This window comes from Streptomyces sp. NPDC058637, from assembly GCF_042717325.1.
GTDB lineage: Bacteria > Actinomycetota > Actinomycetes > Streptomycetales > Streptomycetaceae > Streptomyces.
The window spans coordinates 21,642-37,432 of record NZ_JBHXRD010000001.1; the positions used below are offsets into that span (position 1 = coordinate 21,642).

At 69.5% G+C, this 15,791-nt stretch carries 9 protein-coding genes; 1 reads left to right on the top strand and 8 read right to left on the bottom strand.

Translation table 11 applies throughout. The annotated features are described in order from the left end of the window. From ACFWVP_RS00105 to ACFWVP_RS00140, 8 genes are all read right to left on the bottom strand, one after another. Complete coding sequence (locus ACFWVP_RS00105; protein WP_384492652.1) at nucleotides 1–351, bottom strand: 5-carboxymethyl-2-hydroxymuconate Delta-isomerase; 351 nt, start codon at nucleotides 349–351, stop codon at nucleotides 1–3. Between the two features lie 388 nt (nucleotides 352–739). Continuing rightward, nucleotides 740–6,046: a pullulanase-type alpha-1,6-glucosidase gene (gene pulA / locus ACFWVP_RS00110; RefSeq protein ID WP_384492653.1), complete on the bottom strand. Its 5,307-nt coding sequence runs from the start codon at nucleotides 6,044–6,046 to the stop codon at nucleotides 740–742. Between the two features lie 97 nt (nucleotides 6,047–6,143). Next, nucleotides 6,144–7,856 (bottom strand): carbohydrate-binding module family 20 domain-containing protein, encoded by a 1,713-nt coding sequence (locus ACFWVP_RS00115; protein WP_384492654.1) that lies wholly within the window; start codon nucleotides 7,854–7,856, stop codon nucleotides 6,144–6,146. A 513-nt stretch (nucleotides 7,857–8,369) separates the two neighbouring features. Beyond that, on the bottom strand, nucleotides 8,370–9,428 hold the full coding sequence (locus tag ACFWVP_RS00120) for a LacI family DNA-binding transcriptional regulator (RefSeq protein WP_384492655.1): 1,059 nt from the start codon (nucleotides 9,426–9,428) through the stop codon (nucleotides 8,370–8,372). Then, entirely contained in the window at nucleotides 9,413–11,089 is a 1,677-nt protein-coding gene (locus tag ACFWVP_RS00125) for a glycoside hydrolase family 13 protein (RefSeq protein WP_384492656.1), read from the bottom strand. The genes ACFWVP_RS00120 and ACFWVP_RS00125 overlap by 16 nt, the downstream gene beginning before the upstream one ends. Nucleotides 11,090–11,187: 98 nt before the next feature. Further along, the gene (locus tag ACFWVP_RS00130; RefSeq protein ID WP_384492657.1) at nucleotides 11,188–12,066 is read right to left on the bottom strand and encodes a sugar ABC transporter permease; all 879 of its coding nucleotides are present in this window, start codon (nucleotides 12,064–12,066) and stop codon (nucleotides 11,188–11,190) included. Next, on the bottom strand, nucleotides 12,063–13,079 hold the full coding sequence (locus tag ACFWVP_RS00135) for a carbohydrate ABC transporter permease (RefSeq protein ID WP_384492658.1): 1,017 nt from the start codon (nucleotides 13,077–13,079) through the stop codon (nucleotides 12,063–12,065). Before ACFWVP_RS00135 ends, ACFWVP_RS00130 begins: the two co-directional genes overlap by 4 nt. 21 nt (nucleotides 13,080–13,100) lie before the next feature. After that, nucleotides 13,101–14,372: an extracellular solute-binding protein gene (locus ACFWVP_RS00140; RefSeq protein ID WP_384492659.1), complete on the bottom strand. Its 1,272-nt coding sequence runs from the start codon at nucleotides 14,370–14,372 to the stop codon at nucleotides 13,101–13,103. Between the two features lie 370 nt (nucleotides 14,373–14,742). Here ACFWVP_RS00140 and ACFWVP_RS00145 point away from each other — a divergent pair, with 370 nt between their 5' ends. After that, nucleotides 14,743–15,786 carry a LacI family DNA-binding transcriptional regulator gene (locus ACFWVP_RS00145; RefSeq protein ID WP_384492660.1) on the top strand — a complete coding sequence of 348 codons (1,044 nt, stop codon included), beginning with the start codon at nucleotides 14,743–14,745 and terminating at the stop codon, nucleotides 15,784–15,786. Nucleotides 15,787–15,791: the final 5 nt, after the last annotated feature.

Genomic DNA, 15,791 nt, shown 5'->3' on the forward strand with positions numbered 1-15,791 from the left:
CTACCGCTTGCGGTAGGACGGGTCGAGGTCCCTGGTCTCGGCGGAGGTGTGGACGACGAGGTCGTCGACGGGCTTCAGATGGCCGGCCAGCAGCTCCAGGACGGCCTCGGTCAGCCGCTCCTTGACCTGCGGGGTGCGTCCGGCCAGCAGGGCTATCGAGACGTGCACGATCGCGTCGCCCGTCGGGGCGTCCCCGACGACGGACTCCTCGACCCGCCGGAACCTGGTCTTGCAGTTCGGGATCTTCGTGGTGACGGTCTCGGCGACCAGCGGGTGCAGGGCGAGGGCGAAGCCACGGCGGTCGAAGCTGTCGTCGAGCTCGGCGGAGTAGTCGACGGTGATCTGCGGCATCAAGCGCTCCTGGATGCGGGGTGGGTGCGGTGTCCGGCCTCAGCCTTTCCTGATCGGCGCGACGGCACAAGGGAGTACCGGCCCGGGCCGGTACGGGGTGCCGGCCGACGAAGCTGGTCGTCTCGTCGGGGAGGTTTCCGGGAGGGTTTCCGGGAGGTTGTGCCGCCGTGGTCATCGTCACCGTCCGGGCGTGCTGGGGCATGGTCCGCCGGTCCTGGCAGCAAGCCGGGGCCGGCCGCCTTGCTGCCAGGACCGGCCGGCCCCGGCTCCGGTCCCCGGCAGGGGGTACGGAGCCGTGACCGGCCGGTGTGGACAGGACGTACGCGCAGGGTGTCCAGCTGTTTCGGCTCCATCGCCGACGTCTGCGGTCACCGTGGCCCGACAGGGGTCAGCGCAGCGAGAACACCGCGACCGTGCGTCCCGGGACGGTGAAGCTGCCCGTTTTCCCCTCGTACGAGGCCTTCTTGACCGTAATATCCGCACCCGCGGCCTGGACGGGGTGCAGGGCGTACTTCTTTCCGGCCAGTCCGGGAACGCTCTGGCTCTCGGTGCCGGGGGTGGCGTTCATGACGACGACGAGCTCGCCCAGCCGCATGGTGATGACCCCGGGCGTCTCGTCCTTGCCGGAGAGCGGGAAGGACAGGGTGTCCTGGACCTGCTGCGTGGTGGCGAGGGCGAAGTCCTCCTCGGTGGTGCGGATGGTGAGCAGGTCCTGGTACGCGGCGGACGCGCCCGTGATCTGCGCGCACCCGGGGGTGAGCGCGGGGGCGGTCAGCAGCGGCTTCGCGTAGGACCACTTGTCCTTGTTGTCGGCGGCCGGCGGCAGCCCGCGGCCGAAGCCGTTGCCCTTGCGGCAGTCCCAGTGCAGGGCGTTGAACCAGTCGCCGCTGTCGTAGGAGTTGCGGTCGAGCGACTTGGAGCGGAGCAGGTCGGTGCCGGCCTGGGAGAGCGACGGGCCCTGCGAGAGTACGGAGGTCGCCATCGCCAGGACCTGCATGCGGGCCCGCTCGTCGGCCGTGGTGCCCGCCGGGAGCTTGAACGCGAGGGTGTCGTACAGGGTTTCGTTGTCGTGGGCGTCGGCGTAGGCGAGCGCGTCGCCGGGCACCGCCGCGTATCCGGCGGGGGCGCCGTTGTAGTCGACGGCCGAGCCCTTGACCTCGCGGCCCTGGGTGTCGGTGAAGGTGTAGTCGGCGAGGTTGCCGGTGAGGCCGACCTTGATCAGGTCCTGGTAGTGGAGGAGGCGGGCCTTCTGCTCGGCCTCGGTGCCGTTGGCGGGCGAGGTGTTGGGGTCGGTGTAGAGGCCGGAGGCGAAGCCCTGTATGCGGGGGTCCTCGTCGAAGGGGCTGCCGCCGCGCGCGGCGTCGCGGGCCCGGTCGGAGAAGGTGGCGATGCCGGTGCCGGCCATGTTCTTCTGGGTGGCCTGGACGAAGCGGGCGTCGTCGGCGATCTCGCCGAAGTTCCAGCCCTCGCCGTAGAGGATTATCTTCTTGCCGTCGACGCCGTCCTCGGCGACGGTCAGCTCGTCGAGGGCCTCACGGACGGCGAGGATGTTCGCCTTGGGGTGGTGTCCCATCAGGTCGAAGCGGAAGCCGTCGACCTTGTACTCCCTGGCCCAGGTGACGACCGAGTCGACGACGAGCTTGCCCATCATGGTGTTCTCGGGCGCGGTGTTGGCGCAGCAGGTGGAGGTGGCGACGGTGCCGTCCTCCAGGAGCCGCTGGTAGTAGCCGGGCACGATCCTGTCGAGCACGGACTTGTCGTCCTGGCCGGAGGCGACGGTGTGGTTGTAGACGACGTCCATGACGGTCCGCAGCCCGGCGCCGTTGAGGCCCTGCACCATCCGGCGGAACTCGACGGTGCGCTCGGTGCCGTCGGGGTCGGAGGCGTACGAGCCCTCGGGGACCGTGTAGTGCAGCGGGTCGTAGCCCCAGTTGAATCCGTCCTTCGCCGCGGCCTTCGCGACGCAGGCCTGCTGCTCCTCGGAGTCGGGGGCGTAGACGGAGAGGTCGCAGGCGGGTGTCTGCCGACCGGACTTCTTCTCGGGGATCGTCCCGATGTCGAAGGCGGGCAGCAGGTGGACGTAGCTGGTGCCGGAGCCGGCGAGCTCCTTGAGGTGCTTCATCCCGTCGGAGCGGGTGTCGGTGAAGGCCAGGTACTCACCGGGGTGCCGTGAGGTCCTGTCCGTGATCGAGAAGTCGCGGACGTGGAGTTCCTGGATCTGCGCGTCGCGCAGCGGGGTCGCGGCGGGCTTCTTCAGGCCGGACCAGCCGCGTGGGGCGAGCTTCGGGTCGTCGAGGTCGACGACGAGGCTGCGTGCGGAGTCGGCGGTCAGGGCGGTGGAGTAGGGGTCGGTGACCTTGTTGGTGACGGTCTTCTGGACGGTGGGCGCCCAGACGTCCACGGCGTAGCGGTAGGGCTTGCCGTTCCAGCTCTTCTTCCCGGTGACCGACCAGACGCCGGTGCGGTCGTCGCGGCGCATCGGGACGGTCTTCCCGTCGAGTTCGAGTGCGACGGTACGGGCGGTGGGTGCCCAGACGGAGAGCGTGGGGGTGCCCCTGCGGAAGACCGGGCCGAGATCGGCGCCGCTCGCGGCGTTCCCGTACAGGCTGTCCAGGATTCCGGCGGTCTGCACCCCGGTGGCGGCGAGCAGGGCGCCGTTGGCGGCGCGCTGGGTCGCGATCAGCTGGCCGCGCAGCGACTCCTTGACCCTGTCCCGGTCCCGGGTGTCGACGGTGAACGCGGGGTAGTCCTTGAGGTGCGGGTACTTCGCCTTCTGCGCGTCGGTGAGCTCGGTGGCGTCGAGCCGGAGCCACCGGCCCTCGTCGGACAGGGCGCCGTCGACGACGGAGATCCCGCCGTTCCTCGCGTACACGAGCTGCTGGCTGGTGGCGTCGTTGGTCTTCACCTTCCAGGCGACGGTGTTCGCGTCGATCCACTGGGCCTCGGCCTTGGTGAGGTCGGGTGTGGGGGCGCCGCCGGTCTGGGGCAGCAGGTAGCCGGACTTCCCGCCGAGCATCCAGACCTCGTGCCCGTAGGAGGCGATGTCCAGGGACTGGTCGCTGGGGAGGTCCTTCTCGTCGCCCTTGTGCAGGATGTAGCTGAGCGAGGTGGCGCCGTCGGTGAGCGGCACCTCGAAGGTCGCGCCGTAGGCGTCGGTCCGCACGGGCGGCAGGGGCTTCGCCCAGTCCGTGGGTGCTGCGGCCCCGGTCCAGGTGTGCAGGCCCCAGCCGTCGTAGTTCCCGTCGGCGCGGTGGTAGTGCAGGACGGCCTTGGAGGTGTCCTGCGGCGGGGTCTCGGGGGCCTCGGTGGCCTGTCCGTCCTTGCCCTCCTCGACCCAGACCTGCCCGGTCCTCGCGAGGTCGACGGTGCGCTCGGGGCCGTCGGCGGTGCCGTCCTTCTCGACGGTGTAGGGGACGGAGGAGGCTCCTTCGGCGAGGTCGATCCAGGCGAAGGCGCCGTAGGCGTCCCGCCCGATGAAGTCGGCGGTCCGGTCACCGGACTTCAGCTGCCAGCCCTCGTAGTCGCCGTCCGCGCGCTTGTAGTGGACGACGGCGTGGTCGCGTTCGACGGCGACGGGCTTCGGGGCCGGCGGTGCCTGGCCCGCGGTGGTCGAGGCGAGGGTGCTCGCGGTACGGCCGGTGCGGTCGACGACCACGGCCTTGTAGCGCAGCGGGGTCCCGGCCTTCACCGAGTCGTCCAGGTGCTGGGTGACCTTGTAGGGGGCGTGGTCGGCGGAGCCGAGGGTGCGCCACTCGCCGTTGCCGGTCTGCGCGGCGAACACCACCCGGTTGAGCCCGCCGCCGTCCACGTCCGCGGTGATCTCGACGGTGCCGGTGGCTCCGGCGGCCGGGGCCTTCAGGGTGACGGAGGGCTTGGTGGCGGGACTGCCGACCGTCCTGTCGGCGCGGAGCACGACGCTGGACAGCGCGGGCACCGTGACCTTGACCTTCTTGTCCGACCCGCTGCGTACGCCGCCCGAACCGCCGTACAGCGTACGGAAGTTCATGCCGGCGGACTCGGTGGCGACCTCGACGGTCCTCGGTCCGGTGCCGTTGTTGGTGGCGACGACGTACTCGTACGGGCGCTTGGTGTCCGTGCGGGAGTAGGCGTGGACGGAGCCTTCCGCGTACCGCTCGGTCTGGGTGCCGTCGAGCAGGGCCGGGTGGTCGCGGGTGAGCTCGGCGAGGTCCGCTATGGACCGGTACAGCGGGTGCTTCGGGTCGTACGCGTCAAGGGCGTGCGTACGGTCGGTGCCCAGCTGGTCGTCGTCGAGGTAGTCGGCGGTCTTCGAGGCGAAGAGCGTCTGGCGGGCGTCCTTGTCGCCGCCCGCTCCGGTGAAGCCCTGCTCGTCACCCGCGTAGATCACCGGGTTGCCGCGGCCGAGGAACATCAGCTCGTTGGCCAGGCGGGCGCGGTCGACGAGTTCGGCGTCGCCGGCCTTCGGGTTGTCCTGCTTCAGGAGCCCGCCGAAGCGGCCGATGTCGTGGTTGCCGAGGAACGTCACCTGCTCGTAGGCGTTGGCCTTGTCCGTGGTGTAGCGGTAGTCGTCACCGTAGACCGCGGCGAGCTTCGAGGCGGGAGCGCCCTGGGAGGCGTACTGCCGGGCGGCTTCCTGGAAGGGGAAGTCGAGGGTGGCGTCGAGCCGGCCCCGGGTGACGTAGGGCGAGGTGATGGCGGTGTCGGCGGAGAAGACCTCGCCGAACATGAAGAAGTCGTCGCGGCCGCGCTTCGCCGCGTAGTCGTCGAGCGCGGTCGCCCACCGGGTCCAGAAGTCGAGGTCGACGTGCTTGACGGTGTCGATGCGGAAGCCGTCGATGTCGAAGTCGCGGACCCACTTCTCGTAGATCTTCTCCATGCCGTCGACGACCTCGGGACGCTCGGTCCACAGGTCGTCGAGACCGGAGAAGTCGCCGTACTCGGTGGACTCGCCGGCGTAGGTCGAATCGCCCCGGTTGTGGTACATCGTGGTGTCGTTGAGCCAGGAGGGGACCTTCTTCCCGGCGTTCACCGGGCTGTACGGGAAGGAGTCGGCGTCCACCTCCTCGACGCCCTCGCGGTCGTCGAAGGGGCGGCCGTCCTCGTCGAGGTACGGGAAGGCGCCCTTGGGCTTGTAGCCGTACTTCTTCTCGGTGTAGTCGACGGTGTCGGCGGTGTGGTTGGTGATGACGTCGAAGAAGACCTTCATGCCCTTGCCGTGGGCCTTGTCGATCAGCTTCGTCAGGTCGGCGTTGGTGCCGAAGTGCGGATCCACCTGGGTGAAGTCGGTGACCCAGTAGCCGTGGTAGCCGGCCGACGCGTTGTCCCCGGTGCCCTGGACCGGCCGGTTCTTGAAGATCGGGGCGAGCCAGATGGCGGTGGTGCCGAGGCCCTTGATGTAGTCGAGCTTGCCGGTGAGCCCCTTGAGGTCACCGCCCTGGTAGAAGCCCTTGTCCGTGGGGTCGTAGCCGGTCTCCAGCCGCGAGCCGGTCAGCCCGCCCCGGTCGTTGGAGGTGTCGCCGTTGGCGAAGCGGTCGGGCAGCACGAAGTAGAACTGCTCGCGGGTCAGGTCGTGCCGGGCCGGCTCCTTGGCGAGCTCGGCGTCCGAGGGCGGCGACGGGGGTCTGGGCGCGGCAGCCGCTGAGGCCGCCGGGACGACGGGCAGCAGCGCCGCGCACAGTGCGGCAACGGCTCCCCGCCGAAGGGTGGTTCGGGACACGGGCGGGTTCTCCTCGACTTTCAGGGGTGGGTCCTGGTGGAGCGGGTGCGGGCCGGGGACGCACCGCCGCGCGTCCCCGGCCCGCCGGTGGGTGTGCTCAGCCGCGCCAGACGTCGGCGGTCAGCAGGACCTTGCCGGAGGCCGGCACGGTGCCGGTGCGGTTGGCACCGCTCTCCCAGGTGACGTTGCCGGCGGCGTCCTTGCGGATGTACTTGTACTCGAACGCCGTGCCGGCGGGCAGGCTGACGTCGAGCTTCCAGACGGGGTACGTCGCGGGGTCGAGCTTCAGCGCGCTGCCGGGGGCCCAGCTGCCGAGTGCGGCCTGGTTGCCGGTGACGTAGATGTTCTGGCCGAGCTGGGTGGTGGCGTTGACGCCGAAGGAGGCGCCGGACACGCCGGTACCCGGGCCGGGGGCGGTGCAGGTGCGGGCGTTGACGTGCAGGGCAACGGCGGTGCCGGCGGCGACCGTCGCGGTGAACTGTCCCGAGCCGTTGACGGTGACGCCGTTGCCGGACTGGACGTCGCAGTAGTCACCGGCGGGCAGCGACGTCTGGAACGTGCGGGTCAGCGAGGAGCCCTCGTGGTTGATCGCGACGTACGCCTTGGAGCCGCGGCCGAAGGCGATCCGGTCGCCGCCGTTGTCCCACCAGTTCGAGACGCCCTGACCGCGGGCGGCGTTGCGGAAGCCGACCATGGAGGAGATCTCGCGCCAGGTGTGCTGGCACTTCCAGCCGTCGCTGTAGCAGGCGTTCACCTGGCCGCCGTTGGGCGGGCCGGCGTCGTGGCTGCTGAACTCGTAGCCGGAGTGGACGTCCGGGGAGCCGTAGGGGTAGGCCAGCATGAAGACGCTCGCCAGGGTGTACTTCGAGCCGTCCTTGTAGTTCAGGGTGTCACCGCCGCGCTCGGTGTCGTGGTTGTCGACGAAGACCGCCGACTTGCCCGACTCCATGAAGCCCCAGCCCTCGCCGAAGTTCTTGAGGTTGGCGAGGTTCTCGTTGTTGAAGACCTGCTTGAGGCCGCGGCCGTAGCGGAACTCCTGGACGTCACCGCTGCCGAGGTATTCGGACGGCGAGACGGCCTCGCCCGCCCCGTGGATCGCCTCGTGCTTCCAGTAGACGCCCGGGTTGCTCAGCCGGGACTTGATGTTGGCGAGGTCACCGGCCGGCATGTGCTTGGCGGCGTCGACGCGGAAGCCGTCGACACCGAGCGAGAGCAGGTCGTTGAGGTAGCCGGCGATCCGGCCGCGTACGTAGTCCTCACCGGTGTCCAGGTCGGCCAGGCCGACCAGTTCACAGTTCTGGACGTTGCCCCGGTCGCCGTAGTTCGTGATCTGCGACTGGCAGTCGTTCATGTCGTTGACCGAGTAGATGCCCGGGTAGTCGTACTTGCCGTACGAGGACCCGCCCGTGCCGGTGCCCGAGCCGGCCGACATGTGGTTGATGACCGAGTCGGCTATGACCTTGACGCCCGCGCCGTGGCAGGTGCTGACCATGTTCGCGAAGGACGCGCGGTCACCGAGCCGGCCGGCGATCTTGTAGCTGACGGGCTGGTACGAGGTCCACCACTGGCCGCCCTGGATGTGCTCCTGGGGCGGCGAGACCTGGACGTAGCCGTAGCCGGCCGGGCCGAGGCTGCTGGTACACGCCTGGGCCACGGAGTCGAACTTCCACTCGAACATCACCGCGGTGACGTCCTTGTCGCCGGGGACGGCGGCCTGCGCGGTACCGGCGGTGCCGAGACCGGCGGGCACGGCGAGGACGGCTGCGCCGGTGGCGAGCGCGAGTGTGGCGGACAGGGGTCTGCGTGCCATGACTTTCCTCCTGCGGTGGGGGAAGAACTGGGGATGGCGGAGCAACCTCACATGGCAACGCGCCGTGCCCTCAAGGCTCATGAAGGTTCTTGCAGCAAGAATGCAAAACCAGCATGCGCAGCAGACCGTACGAGCCCGACCTCCCCCGGTCAACCCCCTGGACATGACGCGATCACATCCCGCTCACATCCGCGAAATCTTGGAGATTTCTTCCTGCAAGGCCTTACGCAAAATATTGCGAGGCTGTTAAATTCATCCCGACTCCGGCCCGGCCGGCCGGGGGACCCGATGCGTCGGGCCCCACGCGCCCGGCCGACCGGGCCGGTCACGGCAAGGAGAGACCCCGACGTCGCCTCCCCGCCGGCCCATCCTGGGCCGACCTCGGGGCCTCTCCTGCATCGTGGCACCGGTCATGCCCCTGAAACCAGGTCATGAGGAAGCCACGGACGGCTCAGCCCCCTTCAGGGGCCTGATTTCCGTCCGTGGCTTCCCTATGACATTTCTCCGGGCCTCTCAGGCGCCGGGCACCGCCGCGGTGGAGCCGCGTACCACCAGCTCGGGCTGGAACACGTACTCCGTGCGCTGCACGGGGCTTCCGCCGATCTCCTCCAGCAGCGCCCCCACCGCCGCCGCGGCCATCGCCTGCACCGGCTGGCGCACCGTGGTCAGGGGCGGGTCGGTGAACGCGATCAGCTGCGAGTCGTCGAAGCCGACGACGGAGACGTCACGCGGGACGTCCAGTCCTCTCCCCCGGGCCGTCCTGACCACGCCCAGCGCCATCAGGTCGCTGCCGCAGACGATGCCGGTGCAGCCCGCGTCGAGCAGGGCGCCCGCCGCGACCTGGCCGCCCTCGACGCCGAACAGCGTCGAGCACACCAGGAGTTCGGCCTCGCTCCGGTCCATCCTCAGCACGGAGACGGCCGCGTCGACGAAGCCGTCCCGCTTGCGCCGGGACGGCACGTAGCGCTGCGGCCCGATCGCCAGGCCGACCTTGCGGTGGCCCAGCTCGGCGAGGTGCGACACGGCCATCCGTACGGCGGCCGCGTCGTCGGGCGAGACGAACGGGGCACTGATGCGCTCGTTGTAGCCGTTGATCAGGACGAACGGCACGCCGCGGTCGGTGAGCGCGGCGTACCGTGCCGGGTCCGCCGACGTGTCGGCGTGCAGCCCGGAGAGGAACACGATCCCGCCGACGCCACGCTCGACGAGCTGTTCGACCAGCTCGTCCTCGGTGGCGCCGCCGGGCAGTTGGGTGCAGAGCACGGGTGTGTAGCCGTGCCCGGCGAGGACCTGCTCCACGGACTGCGCGAACGCGGGAAAGATCGGGTTGGTGAGCTCAGGGGTCACCAGCCCGATCAGTCCGGCGCTGCGCTGCCGCAGCCGTACGGGACGTTCGTAGCCGAGGATGTCGAGCGCCGCGAGCACCCGCTGACGCGTGGTGTCCGCGACGCCCGGCTTCCCGTTCAGCACCCGGCTGACGGTGGCCTCGCTGACCGCGGCCTGACCGGCGATGTCGGAGAGCCGCAGCGCCGGCCCGGTCCTGGGTGCGGGGACGGTCACACCGTCCACCACACCGTGGTGTCCGCGGGCAGGTCGAACGTGCCGCCGTCGACGGTGACCGGCGTGCTGGCGAGCAGCAGGGTGCCGGGTGCCGTCATCCGCACGGGGGCGCCCGTGGTGTTGACGGTGCAGACGAAGCCGGGGCGGCCGAGGACGATGACGCCCTCGGGGGCGTCCAGCCAGGTGACGTCCGTGCCGGCGCCGAGGCCCGGGTGCTCGCGGCGGGCGGCGATCGCGGCACGGTACAGCTCCAGAGTGGAGCCCTCCGTACCGGTCTGCGCCTCGACGGACAGCTCGCCCCAGCTGTCGGGCTGCGGCAGCCAGCTGCCGCCGTCACCGAAGCCGTACGAGCTGCCCTCGCGGGTCCACGGGATCGGCACCCGGCAGCCGTCGCGGAAGCCGTCCTGGCCCTCGGCGCGGAAGAACGACGGGTCCTGGCGGGCCTCGTCGGGCAGATCGGTGACGTCCGGGAGGCCCAGTTCCTCGCCCTGGTAGACGTAGGCGGAGCCGGGGAGCGCCAGCATCAGCAGGGTCGCGGCGCGGGCCCTGCGCAGTCCGGCCACCCGGTCGCCGGCGGTACGGATCTGGGTGCCCAGGCCCGCCGGGTTGGCGAAGCGGGTGGAGTGCCGGGTGACGTCGTGGTTGGACAGCACCCACGTGGTGGGGGCGCCCACCGGACGCATCGCGTCGAGCGAGGTGTCGACGACCTTGCGGAGTTCGTCGGCGTCCCAGGCGGTGGACAGGTACTGGAAGTTGAAGGCCTGGTGCATCTCGTCGGGGCGCACGTAGTTGGCGGTGCGCTCGACGGTGGGGGTCCATGCCTCGGCGACGGCGATGCGCTCGCCGGGGTACTCGTCGAGGATGACGCGCCAGCTGCGGTAGATCTCGTGCACACCGTCCTGGTCGAAGAACGGCATGACATCGTTGCCCAGCAGTTTCAGCTGGTCGTGCGCGCCGAGGTCCGGCAGCCCCTCGGCCTTGACCAGGCCGTGGGCGACGTCGACGCGGAAGCCGTCGACGCCCATGTCGAGCCAGAAGCGCAGGATCGAGCGGAACTCGTCGGCGACGGCCGGGTGCTCCCAGTTGAAGTCGGGCTGCTCCGGCGCGAAGAGGTGCAGGTACCAGTCGCCGGGGGTGCCGTCCGGGTCGGTGGTGCGGGTCCAGGCCGGGCCGCCGAAGATCGACTCCCAGTCGTTGGGCGGGAGTTCGCCGTCGGCGCCCTTGCCGGGGCGGAAGTGGTAGCGCTCGCGCAGTGCGGAGCCGGGGCCCTCGGCCAGGGCGCGCTTGAACCACTCGTGCTGGTCGGAGGAGTGGTTGGGGACCAGGTCGACGATGATGCGCAGGCCCAGGTCGTGGGCCTCGCGGATCAGGGCGTCGGCGTCCAGCAGGGTGCCGAACATCGGGTCGATGGCCCGGTAGTCGGCGACGTCGTAGCCCGCGTCCGCCTGCGGGGAGGCGTAGAAGGGGCTGAGCCAGACGGCGTCGACGCCGAGGTCCCTGAGGTAGGGGAGCCGGGCGGTGATGCCCGCGAGATCGCCCATGCCGTCGCCGTTTCCGTCGGCGAAGCTCCGTGGATAGACCTGGTAGATCACCGCATCCTGCCACCAGCCGGTGCGAGGGCCCGGGGCATCGTCGGACGTGCCGGTGGAGGGGGCAGCGAGGTGCTGGGTCATGTCGTCCCTGGGGTGTCTGGGTGGGGAGCGGCGCCGGGGCCGGGTCGGGGATCCGGCGCCGCCGTGACGGGGTGCGGTCGTGCGGGTCGAACGCGCGGTCAGCCCTTGACCGCTCCGGCGGACATGCCGGTGACCAGGTGCTTCTGCGCGAAGAGGAACACCAGTGCGGCCGGGATCGCGATGAGCACGGACGCCGCGGTCATCGGGCCCCACTGGGCGCCGTACTGGTTGACGAACTTCTGCAGTCCGCCGGCCAGGGTGAGGTTCTCGTCACCGACCATGAAGGCGGAGGCGTACGCCACTTCGCCCCAGGCGGTGATGAAGGAGTAGAAGGCGGTGACGGCCAGGCCGGGCTTGGCCAGCGGCAGGATCAGGCGCCAGAACGTGCCGAACGGGGTGAGGCCGTCGACCATTCCCGACTCGTCGATCTCGCGCGGGATCGTGTCGAAGAAGCCCTTCATCATCCAGGCGCAGAAGGGCACCGAGATGGTGAGGTAGGTGATGACGAGACCGGCCGGCTGGTTGAGCAGGCCCATGGTCGCCATGATGTTGTAGATCGGCACGATGAGGACGGCGACCGGGAACATCTGGGTGACCAGCAGCGTCCACATCAGTCCGCGCTTGCCGGGGAACCGGAAGCGGCTGACGGCGTAGCCGGTGGTGGCGGAGACGAAGACACCGATGAGGGTGGTGAGTCCCGCGATGATCACCGAGTTGCCGAACCAGGTCAGGAACTCGGTGTCCTTGATCAGGTTCGTGTAGTTCTCGAAGGTCGTGTCCTTGAAGAAGTCCGAAGTCGTGGCGAACTTGGCGGGCTTCAGCGAGGTCAGCAGTACCCACAGCACCGGGAAGACCGCGATCACGGACGCGGCGATCAGCGTGAGGTGCAGGGCCACGGAGGCGACCGGGGAGCGGTCACCGCGCTTCCGGGGCTTGCGGACGGCGTGCCGTGCGGTGGTTTCGGTGAGGGTGGTCACCAGTTGTCTCCCTGCGTGCGGAGCACTCGCCGGTAGACCACGGCGAAGAGCATCAGGAGTACGAGGATCAGCACGCCCCAGGTGGAGGACTGCGCGAAGTCGCGCGGGCTGATCTCGAAGGAGAATTTGTACGCCTGGGTGACCAGGATCTGGGTGGCCTCACCGGGTCCGCCGCGGGTCAGCAGGAAGATCACCGGGAACATGTTGAAGGTCCAGATGGTGGAGAGCAGGATCACCGTGGTGGACACCGGGCGCAGTCCGGGGAGCGTGACGTGGCGGAACCGCTGCCAGGCGGTGGCGCCGTCCATCTCCGCGGCCTCGTACTGCTCCGAGGGGATCGACTGCAGTCCGCCGAGCAGGGCGACCATGATGAACGGGACGCCGAGCCAGACGTTGACGGCGATGACGGAGACCTTCGCCCAGGTGGGGTCGTCCAGCCAGGCTATGCCCTCGAAACCGCTGCCGGTGAGGATCTTGTTGAGCAGCCCGCGGTCCTCGTTGTAGAGGAAGCGCCAGGCGAAGACCGAGACGAAGCCGGGGATGGCCCAGGGCAGGATCAGGGCCATGCGGTACGCGGAGCGTCCGGCGATGCGGCGGTTGAGGATGTTGGCCAGGGCCATGCCGAGGCAGAAGGTGATGCCCACGCAGGAGACCGTCCACACCAGCGTCCAGCCGAGTGTGCCGAGGAACTGGCCGCCCGTCAGGGCTTCGACGTAGTTCTCCACACCCACGAACTCGTAGGTGGCGGGGATCTCGTTGACGCCGATCGACCGTGCCACGTTGCGCTCATCGGCGTTGGTCAGCGACAGCCAGATGCCGCGGAACAGCGGATAGCCGATGATCACGCCGATCACGATCACGACGGGGGCGATCATGGTCCAGGCGTACCAGTGGACCGAGAGGGCCCGCCGGAGCCTGCTCGGCGGCGGGGGGTTACCAGTACCGCGGCTCCGGCCGCGGGCGACGTCGTCGCCCGCGGCCTTCGCCACCGACTGGCTGGTGTGGACAGCCATCAGCCGGCCTGCCTTCCTGGGTTACTTCCAGCCCTCGAGGAGCTTGCGGTAGGAGTCGCCGGTCGCCTTGGCGCCCTTCTCGGGCGTGGTCTGGCCGGTGAGGACCTTGGTGTACTCGGTGCCGAGCGGGGCGAAGAGGCTGCCCGCCTCGGGGATCCAGGGGCGCTCGACGGCGGTCTCGACGACGGGCTTGAAGAACTGGACGATCTCGCTGTCCGCGGCCTCCTGCTTGGAGTACACCGAGGTGCGGGTCGGGAGCAGGTTCAGCTCGCCGGCGGTCTGCGCCTGGCTCTCCACCGAGGTCATGTACTCGACGAAGGCGTACGAGGCGTCCAGGTTCTTGGAGCCCGCGTAGACGGCGAGGTTGTGGCCGCCCTGCGGGGCGCCCTGCGCGACCGAGCCGGCCGGCACCGTGGAGATGCCCAGGTTCGCCTTGTCGGTGAACTCCTTGCCGGTCAGCGTGTCGCCGACGGCCCACGGGCCGTTGATCATCATCGCGACGTCGCCGTTCTTGAACGACTGCATCATGTTCTCCCAGCCGTCCGTGGCATCCGTCTTCGCGGTGCCGGAGTCGACCAGGTCCTTGACGACCTTGAACGCCTTGACGCCCTCGGGGCTGTCGACCGTGACGGCCTTGCCCTTGGCGTCGACCAGGTCGCCGCCCTCGCCGTACAGGAAGGAGAGGAAGTAGTACGGGTCGTCGCCGCGCAGGTAGAGACCGGTCTTGCCGGTCTTGTCCTTGATCTTCTTGGAGATCGACTTCAGGTCCGCGATGGTCGCGGGCGGCTCGACGCCGGCGTCCTTGAAGATCTTCTTGTTGTAGAAGATGCCCATGGAGTCGATGACCTGCGGGACGGCGTAGGTCTTGCCGTCGTACTCGGTGGACGCGGCGGCCTGCGGAAGGAAGTCGCTCTCGTCCTTCAGCGCGCTGGTGCCGTCCAGCGGGGCGAGGTATCCGAGGTTCGCGAAGTCCGGGGTCCAGGCGACCTCGGAACGGATGACGTCCGGGGCGCCGGAGCCCGCCTGCGCGGCGTTCTTGAACTTGTTCTGCGCGTCGCCGAAGGGGACACTGACGTACTTGACGTCGACCTTCGGGTGCTTCTTCTCGAAGCCCTCGGCGATCTTCTTGAAGACCTTGTCCTCGCTGCCGACGTTCGAGGTGTCCCACCACGTCACCGTGCCGGAGAGCTCGCCCGAGCTCTTGCTTCCGCCGGTCTCGTCGTCACTGCCGCAGGCGGTCGCCGCGAGCGCCAGGGCCGCGACCAGGGCGGTGGCCGTTATGCCACGTCGCATCTGAACTCCTTCAACTGCCGTACCGCTCCGTCGCGGCGCCGGGTCGACGTGAACGTAACAAGGATGAAAGACGACCGAAAGACTTTGCGGAAGATTTCTGCAAGCCCCGGCGATCGTTACATTGGCGTGTCCTCAAGGTTGCCGTCAAGCCTCTTGACGGAACACGCTTGAGCCTGCCCACACCAGGCCAGGCCGCCTTCTGTGGCGGTACGACGATCAGATCGCGTCCGACCGGCTGCGCCCGCAAGGTGTTGCAAGATGTTGCCGAAGGAGGCCGAAGGAAGGCCGAAGGGCCAGTACCGCCGGGGACGACTGCCCGAATACCGCGCGTGGTGGGCAATACGGGACGCGCCCGGTACAGTCCACTTCCATGACCGCACGGCTTGCCGATATCGCAACTCAGGCGGGGGTCAGCGAAGCGACGGTCAGCCGCGTACTGAACGGCAAGCCCGGTGTAGCAGCGACCACCCGTGAATCCGTCCTCGCGGCACTCGACGTCCTCGGCTACGAGCGTCCGGTCCGGCTGCGCAGGCGTAGCGCCGGCCTGGTCGGCCTGATCACCCCCGAGCTCGAGAACCCCATCTTCCCGGCGCTGGCCCAGGTCATCGGCCAGGCGCTGACCCGGCAGGGCTACACGCCGGTGCTGGCGACCCAGACCCCCGGCGGCTCCACCGAGGACGAGCTCACCGAGATGCTCGTCGACCGTGGCGTCTCGGGCATCATCTTCGTCTCCGGACTGCACGCCGACACCTCCGCCGACATGCAGCGATACGAGCAACTGCGCGCACAGGGCGTCCCCTTCGTCCTGGTCAACGGCTTCTCGCCCAAGGTGCAGGCGCCGTTCATCTCGCCCGACGACCGGGCCGCGATGCGGCTCGCGGTGACACACCTGGTGGCGCTGGGACACCAGCGCATCGGTCTCGCGGTCGGTCCCAAGCGCTTCGTGCCGGTGCTCCGCAAGATAGAGGGGTTCCACGCCACGATGCGGGAGCAGCTGGGTCTGGACCCGGACGCGGTGGAGGAACTGATCCAGCACTCCCTGTACACGCTGGAGGGCGGTCAGGCCGCCGCCTCGGCGCTGATGGAGCGCGGCTGCACGGCGGTGGTGTGCGCGAGCGACATGATGGCGCTCGGTGCGATCCGGGCGGCCCGCCGGCTGTCGATGGAGGTTCCGCGCGACCTCTCGGTGGTCGGTTACGACGACTCGCCCCTCATAGCGTTCACGGATCCGCCGCTGACCACCATCCGGCAGCCGGTGACCGCCATGGGCCAGGCCTCGGTGCGCACGCTGCTGGAGGAGATCGGCGGCACGCCCGCTCCGCACAGCGAGTTCGTCTTCATGCCTGAACTGGTCGTTCGTGGTTCAACGGCCTCGGGTCCCGGTCCCTCCGCAGGACCTCGTCCTCGTCTTTAGGGTGG